Annotated in this window: 11 protein-coding genes; 7 read left to right on the forward strand and 4 right to left on the reverse strand. The window is 72.0% G+C overall.

The genetic code is table 11. The annotated features are described in order from the left end of the window. The first annotated feature begins 204 nt into the window (after positions 1-204). From ACFOGJ_RS21900 to ACFOGJ_RS21925, 6 genes are read left to right on the forward strand one after another with little or no spacing between them, the layout of a single operon-like run. Positions 205-1,227: an AAA family ATPase gene (locus ACFOGJ_RS21900; RefSeq protein ID WP_449288598.1), complete on the forward strand. Its 1,023-nt coding sequence runs from the start codon at positions 205-207 to the stop codon at positions 1,225-1,227. Between the two features lie 22 nt (positions 1,228-1,249). After that, on the forward strand, positions 1,250-2,260 hold the full coding sequence (locus ACFOGJ_RS21905; RefSeq protein WP_379904581.1) for a DUF58 domain-containing protein: 1,011 nt from the start codon (positions 1,250-1,252) through the stop codon (positions 2,258-2,260). Continuing rightward, complete coding sequence (locus ACFOGJ_RS21910; protein ID WP_379904583.1) at positions 2,257-2,781, forward strand: DUF4381 domain-containing protein; 525 nt, start codon at positions 2,257-2,259, stop codon at positions 2,779-2,781. The genes ACFOGJ_RS21905 and ACFOGJ_RS21910 overlap by 4 nt, the downstream gene beginning before the upstream one ends. A 13-nt stretch (positions 2,782-2,794) precedes the next feature. Further along, the gene (locus ACFOGJ_RS21915) at positions 2,795-3,874 is read left to right on the forward strand and encodes a vWA domain-containing protein (RefSeq protein WP_379904585.1); all 1,080 of its coding nucleotides are present in this window, start codon (positions 2,795-2,797) and stop codon (positions 3,872-3,874) included. A gap of 14 nt (positions 3,875-3,888) precedes the next feature. Beyond that, entirely contained in the window at positions 3,889-5,979 is a 2,091-nt protein-coding gene (locus ACFOGJ_RS21920) for a VWA domain-containing protein (protein WP_379904587.1), read from the forward strand. Continuing rightward, positions 5,966-7,924: a BatD family protein gene (locus tag ACFOGJ_RS21925; protein WP_379904589.1), complete on the forward strand. Its 1,959-nt coding sequence runs from the start codon at positions 5,966-5,968 to the stop codon at positions 7,922-7,924. The genes ACFOGJ_RS21920 and ACFOGJ_RS21925 overlap by 14 nt, the downstream gene beginning before the upstream one ends. A gap of 19 nt (positions 7,925-7,943) precedes the next feature. Here ACFOGJ_RS21925 and ACFOGJ_RS21930 read toward each other — a convergent pair whose 3' ends face one another. The 4 genes from ACFOGJ_RS21930 to ACFOGJ_RS21945 all read right to left on the reverse strand — a co-directional run bounded on the left by ACFOGJ_RS21930 (position 7,944) and on the right by ACFOGJ_RS21945 (position 14,039). Next, on the reverse strand, positions 7,944-9,053 hold the full coding sequence (locus ACFOGJ_RS21930; RefSeq protein WP_379904591.1) for a serine hydrolase domain-containing protein: 1,110 nt from the start codon (positions 9,051-9,053) through the stop codon (positions 7,944-7,946). Positions 9,054-9,081: 28 nt separating this feature from the next. Continuing rightward, complete coding sequence (locus tag ACFOGJ_RS21935) at positions 9,082-9,927, reverse strand: aldo/keto reductase (protein WP_379904593.1); 846 nt, start codon at positions 9,925-9,927, stop codon at positions 9,082-9,084. 73 nt (positions 9,928-10,000) lie between these two features. After that, positions 10,001-12,586 carry a PAS domain-containing sensor histidine kinase gene (locus ACFOGJ_RS21940; protein ID WP_379904595.1) on the reverse strand — a complete coding sequence of 862 codons (2,586 nt, stop codon included), beginning with the start codon at positions 12,584-12,586 and terminating at the stop codon, positions 10,001-10,003. 82 nt (positions 12,587-12,668) lie between these two features. Next, the gene (locus tag ACFOGJ_RS21945) at positions 12,669-14,039 is read right to left on the reverse strand and encodes an MFS transporter (RefSeq protein ID WP_379904597.1); all 1,371 of its coding nucleotides are present in this window, start codon (positions 14,037-14,039) and stop codon (positions 12,669-12,671) included. A 243-nt stretch (positions 14,040-14,282) separates the two neighbouring features. On the opposite strand from ACFOGJ_RS21945, the gene ACFOGJ_RS21950 reads away from it, so the two are divergent. Beyond that, a partial coding sequence (locus ACFOGJ_RS21950) for an autotransporter-associated beta strand repeat-containing protein (protein ID WP_379904599.1) occupies positions 14,283-16,928 on the forward strand: 2,646 nt, incomplete at its 3' end.

Consider the following 16,928-nt stretch of genomic DNA (forward strand, 5'->3'; position numbering starts at 1 on the left):
CCCTTCACGAATCACGCACGCGCAGGTCATTCTGCCGGGAGATGGCGGCCGGTGCCATGCTCCCGCTGCGCGCCACATTCCCGCCACAATCCGGCGCGACCGCGAAACAGATCCGGCCACGATCCACCCATCTTGCAGGCCAGCTTTGGCTCCTGAGACGGGGCCGCGCAGCCGCGGCCATCTGCCAAGCAGGAGATGCGCGCGATGCAGGATCTGGACACCCCCATCCGGGGCGGCATGACGGCGGACAGCGAAGCGGAGCTTCAGGCCGCCTTCGGTCGCCTCCGCGACCACCTGAACGGGGCGATCGTCGGGCAGGAGGCCCTGGTGGAGCGGCTGCTGACCGGCCTGGTCGCCGGCGGCCATCTGCTGGTGGAGGGGGCGCCAGGCCTTGCGAAGACGATGGCGATCAAGGCGCTGGCCAATGCCATCGAGGCGGATTTCCACCGCATCCAGTTCACCCCCGACCTGCTGCCGGCGGACCTGACCGGCACCGAGATCTACCGCCCGGAAGAGGGCAGCTTCCATTTCCAGTCCGGGCCGCTGTTCCACAACCTGGTGCTGGCGGACGAGGTCAACCGCGCGCCGGCCAAGGTGCAGTCCGCGCTGCTGGAGGCGATGGCGGAGCGCCAGGTGACGGTCGGCCGGGAGACCTATCGCCTGCCGCGCCTGTTCATGGTGATGGCGACCCAGAACCCGATCGAGCAGGAGGGCACCTACCCGCTGCCGGAGGCGCAGCTCGACCGCTTCATGCTGCATGTCCGGGTCGATTATCCGGGCGCGGAGGCGGAGGCGCGGATCCTGCGCCGGGTGCGTGCCGCGTCCGCCGCGGGCGGCGAAGTCGCCGATATCGGCAGCTTCGCGCCCCTGCCGCAGGAGGCGGTCTTCGCCGCGCGGGCGGCGGCTTCCACCCTGCACCTGTCGGAGGCGCTGGAACGCTACCTGGTGCATCTGGTGGTGGCGAGCCGCCGGCCCGCCGACTATGCCCCCGACCTGGTGCCGTTCATCCGCGCCGGCGCCAGCCCGCGCGGCACCATCGCGCTGGACCTGGCGGCGCGGGCCCGCGCCTGGCTGGACGGCCGCGACTTCGCCACCCCGGACGATGTCCAGGCGGTGGCGCCCGACGTGCTGCGCCACCGCATCCTGCTGACCTTCGAAGCGGAGGCCGACGGCGTCACCACCGACGAGGTGGTCGACCGGCTGCTGTCCGCCGTGCCGCTGTCCTGATCGCTGCCGGCGGAGGACGGAAATGGCTGTCGCAGAGGCACGGGCCGCACGCCCGGCGGGTCCGCATCTGGCCTGGTGGGGGGAGGATACGGGCCTCGCCGCCTCCCTGAAGGAGCTGGTGGCGCTGGAAGGCTGGACCGCCGGCCTGACCCTGCCGCCGGTCCGCCAGGTCCTGAGCCGCCAGGCCGGCGCCTACCGCTCGCCGTTCCGCGGCCGCGGCATGGAGTTCGCCGAGGTACGCGCCTATGTGCCCGGCGACGATGTCCGCAGCATCGACTGGAAGGTGACGGCGCGGCGCGGCCGCACCCATACCAAGCTGTTCCACGAGGAACGCGACCGGCCGGTCCTGTTGTTTGCGGACCTGCGGCCGCAGATGCAGTTCGGCAGCCGGCTCGCCTTCAAGTCGGTCGTCGCGGCGCGGGCGGCGGCGCTTGCCGGCTGGGTGGCGCTGAAGCAGGGCGACCGGATCGGCGGCCTGGTCGTTGCCGGCGGCGCCCATCGCGAACTGCCGCCGCAACGGGATCGCCGCCAGCTGATGCGCCTGCTGCACGCCCTGTCGGATGCGACGGCGCCGGCAGGTGCCGACAGTCAGGACGGCGAGCCCTTGCACCGGTCGCTGCGGCGCCTGCGGCGGGTCACCCGTCCCGGCAGCCTGGTCCTGCTGTTCAGCGACTTCCACGACCTGGACGCGGCGGCCGCTGACGAACTGATGCGCCTGGGCCGCCATGCCGAGGGCATGGCCTTCCTGGTGCACGACCCGCTGGAAGCAGCCGCGCCGCGGCCGGGTCGCTATCGGGTGACCGAGGGCGGCGGCGGTGGCGCGCTGGCCGTGCTGCGGGCAGACGATGCCCGCTGGCGGCGCGCCTATGAAGGATTGTTCGCCGCCCGCCGGCAGGCGCTGGCGGAGGCCTGTCGCAAGGGGGGACTCGCGTTCCGCGAACTGTCCACCGTGGACGATCCGGCGCAGGCGCTCGCCGGCCGGCCCTACCGGGCAATCGCCGGAGAGACATTACCGGGGGGGGCACCGTCATGACTGCCGCTGAAACCCTGCAGGACCCGGCCGTGCAGGAGACCCTGGCGAAGCTTCGCGATATCCACCTGCCAGAGGCGGTCTCCGCCTGGCCGCCGGCGCCGGGCTGGTGGCTGCTGGGGGGAGTCCTGCTGCTGGGCAGCGGTGCCGGCATTTACCTGCTGCACCGGCATCGCCGCAGCCGCCGGACGGTCGCGCTGCGCCTGCTGGACCGCCTGGCGGCGGAGCATGAGGCCGGGCGGCTGCCGCCACAGGGCCTTGCTGCCGCGGTGGCCGAACTGCTGCGGCGGACGGCGATGGCCCGCTTCGGCCGGCGCGTCGTGGCGCGCCTGCACGGCCAGGCCTGGATCGATTTCCTGAACCGGGGCGGCAGGGCTGCCGGCCTGGACGGCGTTTCGGCGCCGGCCGTCTTCACCGGGCCGGTCGCCCTGGCGGTCGCCCAGGGACCTTATGCGCGGGAGGTCTTCGTCCCGCCGCAGGACCTGCTGGACGCGGCGCGGCGCTGGCTGCGCCGCAACGCATGAGCGGGAGGAAAAGATGGATTTCGGCTTGCCGAACGGCATCGACTGGTCCGGTATTGTCCTGCTCTGGCCCTGGATGCTGCTGTTGCTGCCGCTGCCCCTGCTGGTGCGGCTGCTGTGGCGGCGCGCGCCGGAGGCGCGGGCCGGCGCCCTGCCGGTGCCGTTCTTCGCCGCCGTCCGCGGCCTGCCGGGTGCTGCCAGCGGCAGCAGCCGGGGGCGGGTCCGCCGCACGGCGCTGCTGGGCCTCATGGGCCTGGCCTGGATCGCCCTGGTGGTCGCGGCGGCACGGCCGCAATGGATCGGCGAACCGGTGGCCCTGCCGACTGAGGGGCGGGACCTGATGATGGCGGTCGACGTCTCCGGCAGCATGGAGATCGCCGACATGCAGTTCCGCAGCGACGGTGCCGCCCTGGACCGCCTGACGGCCGTGAAGCTGGTCGGCGGCGACTTCCTGGAACGGCGTGCCGGCGACCGGCTGGGCCTGATCCTGTTCGGCAGCCGTGCCTATCTGCAGACCCCGCTGACCGCCGACCGCCACTCTGTCCACGAGATGCTGCGGGACTCCGCGATCGGTCTGGCCGGCACCGACACGGCGCTGGGCGACGCGATCGGGCTGGCGGTGAAGCATCTGAAGGACCGGCCGGCGGATGCGCGGGTCCTGGTGCTGCTGACCGACGGGGTGAACACCGCCGGCGCCCTGCAGCCGGAACAGGCTGCAAGGCTGGCCCGCGACTACGGCATCCGGATCCACACGATCGGCATCGGCTCCGACCGGGCGGTGGTGCAGACGCCGCTGGGGCCGCGGCGGCTGTCGCCCGACAGCCAGCTCGACGAGGCGATGCTGCGGCGGATCGCCGACACGACCGGCGGCACCTATTTCCGGGCCCGCGATGCCGGCGGGCTGGCGGAGATCTATGCCCGCATCGATGCGCTGGAACCGACCGAGGGCGAACCCGCCACCCTTCGCCCGACCCGCGCGCTGCATGCCTGGCCGCTGGCCCTGGCGATGCTGCTGTCCGGTGCCGTGGCGGCGGTGCATCTGGGCCGCGTGGGCATGGTTCCGCAGATCGGTTCAAACGATAAAACAATAGCTTGAGGGAATTTTCTGCGATGTCGCTTGAGGAATTCCATCTGCTGCGCCCCTGGTGGCTGCTGTCCCTGCTGCCGCTGGCCTGGCTGCTGTGGCGCCTCACCGTCGCCGGCGGCGCCGACCAGGCCTGGCAGCGGGTGATGGACAGCCGCTTCCTGCAGCGGCTGATGCCGGAAGGGGCCGGCCGGACGGCGCGCTGGCCGCTGGTCCTGATCGCCTCCGGCTGGCTGGCCGGCAGCCTGGCGCTGGCCGGGCCGGCCTGGGAACGGCTGCCGCAACCTGTGTTCCAGGAGCAGACGCCGGTGGTCCTGACCCTGGCGATGACCCCCTCGATGCAGGCGGCGGACCTGGCGCCCAGCCGCCTGGCCCGTGCCCGCTTCGAACTGCGCGACATGCTGGCGGCGCGCGACGAGGGCCGGACCGGCCTGGTGATCTATGCCGACGAACCCTTCACCGTCGCCCCGCTGACCGACGATCCGAATGTGATCGATGCGCAGGTGCCGGTGCTGAAGCCGGACCTGATGCCGGGACGCGGCGACCGGCCCGACCGGGCGATCGCCCAGGCGGCGGGCCTGCTGCGGCAGGCCGGCGCGCCGTCGGGCGGCATCGTCCTCCTCACCGATAGCGCCGGCACGGCACCGGAGGCCGCGGAACAGGCGGCGGCACAGGCCCGCGCCGCCGGCTATCCCGTCTCCGTGCTGGCGGTGCTGCCGGACGGGGGCGCGGTGCCGCCCGCACTGGACCGCCTGGCGGCTTCCGGCGGCGGACAGGTGGTGCGGCTGACGCCGGACGATCGCGACATCGCAGGCCTGATGGCGCCCTTCGCTGCGGCGGCACCGGGACAGGCCCAGGCGGAGGCGGTCGAGGCAAAGGCCGATGCCTGGATGGACGAGGGCTTCTGGCTGATCCTGCTGCCGCTGGCCCTGGCACCGCTGGCCTTCCGGCGCGGAGTGATCGCGATGCTGCCGCCTGCAGCCGTCGCCGCCGGCCTGATGCTGACCCCGCCGGGCCCGGCGCAGGCCGCGGCCGACGATGCGACCGCAGCCGGCCACGGTTTCGGCTGGGCGGATCTCTGGGCCCGTCCGGACCAGCAGGGCGCGGCCGCGCTCGCCGCAGGCGATGCCGCGACCGCGGCGGAGCTGTTCGCGGATCCGGCCTGGCAGGCCGCCGCGCAATACCGGGCGGGCGACTTCGGCCGCGCGGCCACTTCCCTGGCGGACCAGCAGGGAGCGGAGGCAGCCTACAACCGCGGCAATGCACTGGCCCGCACAGGCCGGCTCGAGGAAGCCATCGACGCCTACGACCAGGCCCTGGCCGAGATGCCGGCGCATGAGGATGCCCGCTTCAATCGCGATCTGCTGCAGGAGCTGCTGGATCGGCAGCAACAGCAGCAACAGCAGGACCAGCAGCAATCGGCCCAGGACCAGTCCGGGGAAGGGCAGGAGGACCAGCAGCAGTCGGCCCAGAACGAGTCCGGGGAAGGGCAGGAGGACCGGCAGCAGTCGGCCCAGAACGAGTCCGGGGAAGGGCAGGAGGACCAGCAGCAGTCGGCCCAGAACGAGTCCGGGGAAGGGCAGGAGGACCGGCAGCAGTCGGCCCAGAACGAGTCCGGGGAAGGGCAGGAGGACCGGCAGCAATCGGCCCAGGACCAGTCCGGGGAGGGGCAGCAGGCGCAGCAGCAATCGGCTCAGGACCAGTCTGGGCAGGAACAGCAGGCGCAACAGCAATCGGCCCGGGACCAGTCCGGGCAGGGGCAGCAGGAGCAGTCAGGTCAGGAGGGCCCGGAAGACCGGCAGAACGGGACCCCGGTTTCCGCCGAGACGGAGGCGATGGAAGGAGAGGCGCTCGGCGACCGCATCGATCGCGCCATGCAGGCGCTCCTGCAGCCGGGCGCCGATGAGCCCCAGGTCGATGAGCCCCGGGCTGACGCCCAGGAGGTCGCCGCCGACCTGCCCGGCCGGCGCACCGAAGAAGACCAGGCGGCCGAGCAATGGCTGGCACGGGTGCGGGACGATCCCGGCGCCCTGCTGCGGGAGAAACTGCGCCGCAAGTACTTGGAAGACCGCTATGGGGAAAATCGCCAGGGAGGCTTCGGCAATGGCATCCGCTGATCGCAATCACGGGCCGCGCTCCATCCTCTTCGCCGCCGTTCTCGTCCCCGCGCTTGGCCTGGGACTTCTCGCGCAGCCGGCTCTCGCCGACAGCCTGCAATCCGCCCTGTCCCGCGACCAGGTGCGGGTGGGGGAGACGGTCGAGCTGCTGCTGCGCTATCGGCCCGACGACGCCTCGGCCGGCGCGCCGGCACCCGACCTGGCGCCACTGGAGCGGGATTTCCGGATCCTCGACACGCGGCAGTCGCAACGCACCATGATCGTGAACGGCCGCCGCGATGCCAGCCTGGACTGGGTGGTGACCCTGACGCCGAGGCATGCCGGCGCGGCGACTGTGCCGGCACTGCAGGTCGGCGATGCGAGCAGCGAGGCCCTGCCGCTGCAGGTCGCCGCCGCCCCGACGCCGCAGGAACGTGCGGCGGCCGCCGATCTGCCCGACCTGTTCCTGGAAGCGGAGGTCGATCGCAGCGATCCCTACGTCCAGGGCCAGACGGTGCTGACCGCCCGCATCCACGATGCCGCCGGCATGACCGCCGCGGCCCTGACCGATCCGCAGATTCCCGGCGCGGTGGTGGAACGGCTCGGCGAGGACAGGGTCTATCGGGAGCGGCGCGGCGATCGCGACTACCGGGTCATCGAGCGGCGCTTCGCCATCTTCCCGCAAGCCTCCGGCCGTCTGGAGATCCCGCCATTGCGACTGGAGGCGCAGGTGCCTGCGGCGGACGTCGGCGGCTTCGACCGCGCCGGCTTCGGCGCGCGCTTTCCCTTCGCCCGCGGCGGTGGCGCGGATCCCTTTGCCGACATGTTCGCGCGCATGCGCCAGATGGGCTTCGGCAGCGACCCCTTCGGCAGCATGTTCGGACAGCGGCGTCAGGTCCTGTCGCAGCCGCTGGTCTTGGAGGTGCGCGAGCGCCCCGCGTCAGCCACCGCCGACTGGTTCCTGCCCGCCGAGGATGTGCGCCTGGTCGAGGACTGGAGCGCCGACAGCTTCACCGCCGGTACGCCGGTCACCCGGACGGTCACCCTGATGGCGAAGGGGCTGACCGGGGCGCAGCTGCCGGACCTGGTGCTGCCCGACGCGCCCGGGGTGAAGCAGTATGTCGAGGACGATGGCCGCCAGACGGTGACCCGCGGCGACGGCACGCTGACCGCCCGCCAGACCACGGTGGCCGTGGTGCCCAGCCGTGCCGGGACGGTGGCGCTGCCGGAGATCCGGGTCGCCTGGTGGGATGTCGCGGCGGAACAGCAGCGCGAGGCCGTGCTGCCTGCGCGGACCCTGCAGGTCGCCGCAATGCCCGGCAGCGGTTCCACCGCGCCGGCAGCCGTCGCCGCCGGCCCTGTCGACGCGGCACGGGCAACGGACGCTCCGGAGACGGCCTCCCCGGGAGGGGCCGGGCAGGGGCGCTTTTCCACCTCCGCCTGGCTCCCCGATCGCGGGACAGGCCTTGCCGCCGGTGCCGGGCTGCTCCTTCTCGGCGCCGGCGGTTTCCTTGCACTGCGCCGTCGTCGGAATGCCGCTCTGGCGGCTCGGAAAGGCGCGCCGGTTTCAGGGATCCGGGCAGCGGCGGGACGGGAAGACCTGGCACGGGCGGAGACCTCCCTGGCGCAGGCCTGCGCGGCCGGCACTGCCGCGGCGGCCCTGGATGCGCTGGCACAATGGGGCCGTGCCCGCTGGCCGGAGAACCCGCCACGCGGTGCCGCCGCTGTGGCCGCGCGGCTGCAGGCGAAGGCCCTGGAACAGGCGGTGCGCGCGGTGACCCGGCGGCTCTATGGCGATGCCCGATCCGAACCGGGCTGGCAGCCGCCGGCGGCGGAACTCGTGGCGCTGCACGATGCCTTCCGCGCGGCTCGCAGCCGGGTCGGGGTGCGGAACTGGGGCCGGGACGAAGGCAGGTCCGCCGGGCCGCTGCCCGATCTGTACCCATCGCCCGGCGGCTCGGCCTGACCGGGCGTTCGGAGATCGCTCAGGTGCCGGCCGCATCGGCGGCGACGGCGGCTTCCAGCGCATAGCGGCGCAGCACGACGCCGCCGACCACCGGCTGCAGCGGCGGGTTGTCGTACAGCCCGGCATGGACCAGCACGACCAGGTCCAGGCCGGGCACCAGGTACAGCCGCTGGCCGCCCCAGCCCATTGCCGCGGCCCAGCCGATCTCGCGCTTCCGCACCAGCGAGCGGCCGAGCCACCACTGGTAGCCGTAGAAATACAGCTCCTGGCCGTTGATCTGCGGCGTCAGGCTTTCGACGATCCAGTCCGCCGGCACCACCTGCCGGTCCTGCCAGCGGCCCCCCTGCAGCACCATCTGGCCGATCTTCAGGCCGTCGCGCGGGCGCAGCCGCAGGCCGGAGGCGCAGATCGGCACGCCGTCCGGGTAGCGCACCCAGTCGGGCCGGGCGATTCCCAGGGGATCGAACAGGACCTCCTGCGCCAGATCGTCCAGCGCCGCGCCGCCGCCGGCCGCCAGCAGGTCGCCCAGCAGCAGGGTCAGGCCGCCATTATAGCCGTAGACCCGGCCGGGCGGGCGCAGCAGCGGCTGTTCCAGCACATAGCGGGCGCGGTCCGGCGCGATGCTCATCAGGCGCTCGCTGTTGCGCGGGTCGCTGTAGGGCAGGTCCTCGTTCCAGGCGAGCCCCGCCGACATGGTCAGCAGGTGGCGGATCGTGATCGCGCCCCGGTCCAGGTCCGAATTGTCCGGCCCTGCCAGGTCCGCGCATTCCGGCAGAAGCGACAGCACCGGCGTGTCGAGGCCAGGCAGCCAGCCCCGCTGCCGCCCGATGCCGGCGAGCAGCGAGGTGACGCTCTTCGATATCGAGCGCAGGTCGTGCGCCATGCCGGAATCGTAGGAGACGGCGCCCAGGTCCTGTCCCCAGCGCTGGTCGGGACCGGTGAAATAGCGCTCATAGGCCAGCCGGCCGTGCCGCGCGATCAGCACCGCATGCAGGTTCGCCGCGCGCCAGGCGGTGAACTGCGGCACCAAGCCGTCCAGGATCCCGGGGTCGAGCCCGGCCTCCGCGGGCGCGGCGACCGGCCAGCCGTCGCCGAGGTCCGCGGGAGCCGGTGCGTCCGGACGCGTCATCTCCCGATCCCCCTCTGGCCCGGTCGCGTCACAGCATCGCCAGGGGCTTCTTGCGGGCCGGGGGCGGGAAGGCGCGGTCCAGCGCCGCTTCCTCCTGACGGCTGAAGCGGATTTCGGCGGCGGCACGGTTCTCGGCCACATGGGCGGCGGTTGCGGCCTTCGGGATCGCAATCATGCCGGGCTGCCGCAATGCCCAGGCGATGGCGAGCTGCGCGGGCGAGACCCGGTGCTGGCGGGCGAGATGCAGCAGGGCGGGATTGCGCAGCAGGTGGCCGTGGGCGATCGGCGAATAGGCCATCACCGGCAGGCCGTGCGCACGGCACCAGGGCAGCAGGTCGAATTCGATGCCGCGGTGGATCAGGCTGTAGAGCACCTGGTCGACGGCCGGCGGCACCGGCGGGGCGAGCGCCTCCAGTTCCTCGAGATCGGCAGTGTCGAAATTGCTGACACCCCAGTGGCGGATCTTGCCGGCGCGCTGAAGCGCCAGCATGCCTTCCAGCGTCTCCTCCAGCGGAATGCCGCCGCGCCAGTGCAGCAGGTAGAGGTCCAGCCGGTCGGTGCGGAGCCGTTTCAGGCTGCCCTCGCAGGCGGCGATCGTGCCGTCGCGATCGGCATGTTCCGGCAGCACCTTGCTGACCAGGAAGACCGCGTCCCGGCGGCCGTCGATGGCCGCCGCCACCACCTGCTCCGCGCTGCCATCGGCATACATTTCCGCGGTGTCGATCAGGGTCATGCCCAGGTCGATGCCGGCCTGCAGGGCGGCGATCTCCGCCTCCCGGACCGACGCATCCTCACCCATGCCCCAGCTGCCCTGGCCGAGCACCGGCACGCGCATGCCGCCCGGCAGGGCGACGGTCGCGATCGGCTTCGCCATCGCCGCGCCTCCCGCTGTCGCCGGATCCTGGCTCCGCCCGGCCATGCAAGTGTAGCGCAGGCGTTGCCGGCGGTCAGGTCGCGGGCTGGGAAGGCCGGTCGACCTGCCTGGTCGTGTCGCCAGACGCCGTGGTCGCGGTCTCGACGATGATGGTGAAGGTCGAGCCCGCACCGGGCGCGCTGTCGACCTCCAGTCTGGCGTTCTGCCGGTCCAGCAGGCGCTTGGTGATCGCCAGCCCGAGCCCGGTCCCGCCTGAATTGCTGCTGAGGTGGGAAAGTGTGCCGCGCAGGAACGGCTGGCCGATCTGGGCGACCATCTCCTGGCTGATGCCCGGGCCATCGTCGCGGATCGCGAAACACAGCTGCGCCGGCTGCTGCGTCACCCGCACCGCGACCGTGCGGCCGACGGGCGAGAACTTGACCGCGTTGGACAGCAGGTTCAGCAGGCATTGGTGCATCGCCCGCCGGTCGCAGCGGATACGGGCGCTTGCCTCGACATCGACCTGCAGGTCGATGTTCCGGGCCTCCGCGATCGGCCGGATGGTCTCCACCGCGGCCTCAACCAGCAGATGCGGGGCGCAGGGCTCCATCCGGATCGGCAGACCGTCGCTTTCGATCTTGGACAGGTCCAGCACGTCGTTGATCAGGTCGAGCAGCTGCGCGCCGCTGCGGTGGATGTCGTCGATATAGCCGGACAGCCTCTCGGTGCCGATCTCTTCCGGGCCGGTCCAGCGGATCAGGTCGGCGAAACCCAGCACCGCGTTCAGTGGCGTCCGCAGTTCGTGGCTCATATGCGCCAGGAACTGCGACTTTGCCGCGCTGGCATCCTCCGCCGCCTTCAGCTGGTCCGACAGGTCCAGCGACAGCTGGGTCAGCCGGTCGTTGGCGGTGACGATTTCCGTCATGTCGTGGGCGGTTGCCGCGACCGCGGGACGGCCGTCCCGGATGAAGCGGGCGAGGCTGACCAGGGCGGGGAAGGTGCTGCCGTCACGCCGTCGCGCGCTGATGATGCGCATGCCGGTCATCGAACCCGGCTGCGCATCCGCGTCGCCGACATAGCCGGCCGCGAGCCTGCGGTGGCGCGTCCTGACATCTTCCGGGATCAGGCTTTCGACGCGCCGCCCCAGGATCACCTCGCGCGGCCAGCCGAACAGGCGCTCCGCCGCCGGGTTGAAGCTGGTGACCTGCTGCTTCTCGTCCACGGTCAGGATCGCGTCGGGCGCGGAAACGAGGATCGCCTCCAGCCGGGCGGAGATCTGCCCGGTCAGGTCGGTCAAGGTGCCGATGAAATGGCTGATGCGGCCGTCATCGTCCCGCAGCGGGGAGATCGTGACGCTGTTCCAGAAGCGGCTGCCGTCGCGCCGGGCGTTCTGCACCACCACGGTGCAGGGCCGGCCGGCGGCAATCGCCCGCCGCAGGTCCTCCAGGGCGGCCTGGTCGCGCAGGCCGTCGTTCAGGAAGCGGCAATTCAGGCCGATCACCTCGGCCTCGGCATAGCCGGTGATCTCCAGGAAGCGCCGGTTGGCATAGACGATCGGCTGGTCGCCGCCGGCCTCGGCGATCAGGATGCCGTCGCCGGCCGCGTCGAGGGCCGCACCGCGCAGCGCCATTTCGCTGCGCAGCCGGACCTCCGCCGTCTCGTCGATGCCGACCCCGATGGTCAGGTGCGGCGCCTCGGACGTGCCGCCGACATAGGTCGTCGTGGTCCTGATGTGACGGATCTCGCCTGCCGGCGTGCGGATGCGGAACCGCAATTCGATCGGGCCGGTCCCCCGTCGCGCATCGGTCATCTGCCGGTCGAAACGGGCCAGGTCCTCAGGCAGAAGCAGGTTCCGGATGATGGCGGCATCGCCCTCCGTCATGTCGTCGTCTGGCAGGCCCAGCACCTGACGGGCGATCGGGTCCCGGGTCTGTTGCCGGCTGCGATAGTCGTAGCTCCATACCCCGATGCCGCCGGTACCGCGCGCCAGCCGCGAGGTCTCAAGCTCCACCTTGTAGCGATCGCGCATCCGGGCGACCGACAGCGTGGTCTGAAGCATGCTGCCGAGGAGCAGGACACCGCCGGCATTGGCCAGCAGCAGCAATGGCCAGTAGGCCGCGGGACCGGTCGCGGGGGCACCCGCCGCCTCGGCCGGGATGCCGGCCAGGAAGACGGGCAGTACAGCCAGTCCGGTGAGGACGCCAAGGGTCAGCAGGGCGGGACGGGAGAAGATCCAAATGCCCGGATACCCGATACCCGCATCCCCGATACCCGCATCCCCGATACCCGGCTCCGGCCGGTGGCGCCGCCGCCACCAGCCATACAGGCTGCCCAAGGCGGTGCAGAGAAAGGCTGCACCGATGCCGCCGGCCGCGGCCGGGCCGGCAAGCTTCAGGTCAATGGCCGCGGCGATGATCGCCGCCAGGAAGCCGGCCCCTGCGCCAGCCAGGGCGCCGGCCAGGATGATGGGTGTGGCCCGCAGGTCGAAGGCCGTCCCCGGCAGGGCCGGTATCGGGAACAGGATGATCGCCGCGGCGAGGCCGCCCAGAACGACACCGATCAGGACAAGACTGCCCCGGCCCTCGGCAGGCCGGGCAAGCCTGGTGAGGAGCAGGAAGACCAGTATGGCGGCAAGTGACAACAGCCCCAGATTGGTGACCAGGGCTTTGGCGATTGCCATCGGCGACGGGCTCGTTCAAAGCGGAAAGAGATCGCCATTTCTGGCGCGGCGGACTTAATCCGCGGTAAACCGCCGCTCCGGCCTATTCGTTCGGACGAGGCACCCGGCGGACCACGGCGGGCGCCAGGCGCGCGGCGCTGAACATCATCGCGACCGCCGCAAAGCCGGCCCCCATCGTCAGCGCGGCGACCCCCGCTTCCGCGAACAGACCGAAGGCCAGCGCGGTCAGCGCCGCGCCGACCGACTGGCCCAGCAGGCGGGCGGTACCCAGCATGCCGCTCGCCCCGCCGGCACGGGACACCGGTGTGGAGCCGATCATGGTGCGGTTGTTGGGCGACTGGAACAGGCCGAAGCCGATGCCGCAGACCGCCATGCGCCAGACGATGGCGGCATCGCCCGGCGCCGGCGGCAGGGTCGCCAGCAGCGCCAGGCCGATCGCCATCAGGGCGACGCCGATGCTGGTCACGATGCCGGCGGGCCAGCGGTCGGCCAGGCGCCCGGCGATCGGCGAGGTGATCGCGGTGGCCAGAGGCCAGGGGGTCAGCAGCAGCCCGGCCTGTACCGGCGAGCGCCCCAGCGCGTCCTGCAGGTGGAAGGGCAGGGAGACATAGGCCAGCATCTGCGCGGTGAAGGAACAGACCGATGTCGCCACCGACAGGGCCAGGATCGGGACCCGCAGCAGGTCGACCGGCAGCAGCGGTGCCGTCTGGCTGAGCTGGCGCCGCACCAGCAGCCAGCCGGCGATGCCGGCGGCGGCGAACTGCGCCAGCACCCAGTGCAGCCCGGCATCGTGGCTGAGTCCCTGGATCGCGATGATCAGCAGGCCGAATGTCGCGGCGCTGAGCGCCGCGCTGACCAGGTCGAAGCGGTGGCTGCCCAGCGGCGTGGCCGGCATGGCGCGGGCGACGAAGAAGGTGACGATTCCCAGCGGCACATGGATCGCGAACAGCCACGGCCAGGGCGCGACGGCCAGCACCGCCGCCGCCACCGTCGGGCCGCTGGCGGCGGAGATCGCCACCACCATGGAGTTCAGCCCCAGCGCCCGGCCGAAATGGCGGCTGGGATAGATGAAGCGGACCAGGGCGGTGTTGACGCTCATCACGCCCGCGGCGCCGCAGCCCTGCAGGATCCGCGCGGCGATCAGCCAGGTCAGGGAATCCGCCATCGCGCACAGCCCGGCGCCGACGGTGAACAGGGCAAGGCCGGCGATGTAGACCCGGCGATAACCGATGATCTCCCCCAGCGAGGCGAGCGGCAGCAGCGCCGCGACGATCACCAGCTGGTAGGCGTTCACGACCCAGATCGTTTCCGCCGGCGATGTGCCGAAGTCCCGCGCGATGGTCGGCAGGGCGACATTGGAGATCGATGAATCCAGCACCGCCATGGTCAGCGCCATCGCCATCGCCAGCATGGCGAGGTAGCGGCGCGGCACCGGAAGTCCGTCCAGGGGCATCCCATCCGCCGGCCGGTCCGGGTCGCTCGGAACAGTGCTGGTCATGATCTGAGCAAGTTCTCTACGATCGCGAGAGCCGATTGGCCCGATTGCGTCTGCGAGAGCAAAGTCGCTTTGCGGTCCGTTTTCGAATCGGCCTAGTCATGCCGTGGCCTTTGTCGGGGCCCGGGCCCGCCAGAGCGGGGGCTTTGCATCGCAACGGGGCAAGGCTGTCGGAACACCGGTCGGGCAGGAGGCGCATATATGGCGGGTTCCTCGGTTCGCGTCGTCATCGGCGGCTTCGCTGCTGTCCTGGCACTCGCCGGCGCCCGGCTGCCGGCGATCGCGCAGCAGACGCCCGCCACGCAGATGCCAGCCTATATCGACCTGCAGCGCGACGTCGTGGTCAATGCCGAATTGTGGACCGGCGAGGCGGAGATCCTGGCCGCCGGCTACGGTTTCGAAGGGATCATGGGGATTCCCGGCCTGCGGACCGCGGCCGACCTGAACCTGGCCGTTGCGGCCGGCGCGGGCGTCAACCTCGACTGGGCGCAGCTGGACCCGGTGCCGCCGCTGCGCAACCTGACCTCCGCCGCGGGCCAGCTGGGCATCGCCGCCGCCGGTTTCGGCGGGGCGCCGCTCTACGGCGATGCGATGCCGATCGAATTCAGCTGGCCGCTGCTGCCCAGCACCGTGCGCCCTGACACCATCGCCATCACCCTCAACACCGGCCAGGTGGTCAATCCGTCGGTCGCCGCCCTGAACCCGAACTTCGACCTGAACGAACGGCATGTGATCGTGGTGTTCGGCCAGTTCGGCAACCGCCTGACGCCGGGCACGCCCGGCGCCGTCTATCCGGTCTCCATCGAGATCGTGCCCGGCGCCGGCCGGCTGATGGCGATCGGGCCGGACGGGCCGGTGGACATCACCGGCCTGACGCAGCTTTCCAGCAATCCCTATCTCGCCGGGCCCGCCCTGGTCGGTGCCGCGCTGAGTCCGTTCTCCCCGGCCGGCGACTTCTCGCCGCCCAACCTGTCGAACGCCTTTCCCAACGACGCCTATTCGCTCTACGGCGAGGATGCGCAGTACCGGCTGCGCCTGTTCACCTCCGGCGGCTTCTCCACCGACGGGGTCAGCGGCATCCTGCCGACCGACTTCCCGCAGCTGTTCCGGCTGCATGCGGTCGACGCCCAGGGCAACACGGTGGTGATCGACAGGACCGGGCAGGTCTACGACCTGGGGGTCGGCACGGTGGAGGTGGTGGGCCTGGCAGAGGTCGGCGCGCCGCAGGATGTACCGCTCGACCGCGCCTATTATGTCGAGGACCACGACAACTACTTCGACATCGTGCTGAAGGGCGATGCGGCGGCGATCGCCCTGCTGCGCTCGGTCGAGATCCCGACCTCGGCGGAGGCCGGCTATCTCGACCTCTACAATCCGGGCGGCCCCGGCCGCACGCCTTCCGCCGGCACCACCTATACCAGGGCGGCGCTGCCACAGACCTATGCGATCGACATGCGCCTGGACGATCCGGGCACGGTCAGCTACGCGGCGCAGGCGCTGTCCGCCTACGACGCCAGCGATACCCTGCCGATCGTCTTCCGCATGCAGGATCCCGCCGGCCCCGACCGGCTGACCGGCAGTTCGAACGAGGCCGTCGCCCTCGCCGATGCGGGAATGGCCTTCGTCGCCGTCGATTTCGCGAATGAGACCGCCCGGCCCGGCGTGACCGACGTGAACGCCTATGCCCATGCCGCCAGCGGCGACCGCATCTACACGGCCGATGTGGCCGAACAGGCGGACCTGGCGGCCGATCCGGGCTGGACCGCGGAGGGCCGTGCCTTCGGCGCCTTCGACAGCCAGGTGCCGGGGACCGACCCGGTCTATCGCTTCCTGGACGCCGCCACCGGCTGGCACCTGTTCACCGCCGACCTGTCGGACGGCCTGCAGGGCGAAGGCATCGCCTATCAGGGGGTGGGCTGGTATTCGGTGCTGTTCCAGCCGCCCGGCGGCGCGGGCGCGGAGACCCGCTTCGACCGCAGCGACGACCTCACCTTGTCCGACCCGATCGACCTGGACGGCAGCCTGGCGAAGGCCGGCGCCGGCACCCTGGTGCTGTCCTCCACAGCCCGTTTCGGCGAAGGCACGACGGTCAGCGATGGCCGCCTGCAGGTCGACGGCCTGCTGTCCGGTGGCGCGGTGGATGTGCAGGCCGGCGGCACCCTCTCCGGTGCTGGCATCGTGGCGGCCACCACGGGGATTGCCGGCACCCTGGCGCCCGGCAACTCGCCGGGACTACTGACCTTCGCCGCGCCGGTCACCATGGCCAGCGGCAGTACCCTGACGATCGAGGTGGACGGGACCGCGGCGGCCGCCGGGGCCGGCGGCTACGACCGGGTGCTGGTGCTGGGCGCCGGCAACGGTTTCACCGCCGGCGGCACACTGGCGGTGCAGCTGCGCGGCATCTCCGCGCCGGCCAGCAACAGCTACACCCCGGTTCTCGGCCAGCGCTTCGCCAATGTGGTGGCGGCCGCAGGCGGCATCGGCGGCAGCTTCGTGGCCCTGGCGCAGCCTGCAGCGGGCCTCGCCCCTGGCACCCGCTTCGATGCGCTGTACGGCAGCACCGCCATCGACCTGGTGGTGACGCCGGCTGCCTATGGCAACCTGCCGGCGGCCGGCGTGGCGCAGTCCGCCAACGAGGCGGCGGTCGGTGCGGCGCTCGATGCGGTGCGGCCGGCGGCCGGTGTCCGGCCCACGGGCGATGCGGCGACCCTGTTCCCAGCCCTGGCGCCGCTGGACGGGCAAGGTATCCGTGACGCGCTGGACAGCCTGTCCGGGCGTAGCCATGCAGAATCGCTGGCCGCGGCCGGGGACGCGCGTCGCCTGGCCGGGGCCGGCATCGGCGGCCGC

This window comes from Marinibaculum pumilum, assembly GCF_042646425.1.
GTDB classification, from domain to species: domain Bacteria; phylum Pseudomonadota; class Alphaproteobacteria; order Ferrovibrionales; family Ferrovibrionaceae; genus Marinibaculum; species Marinibaculum pumilum.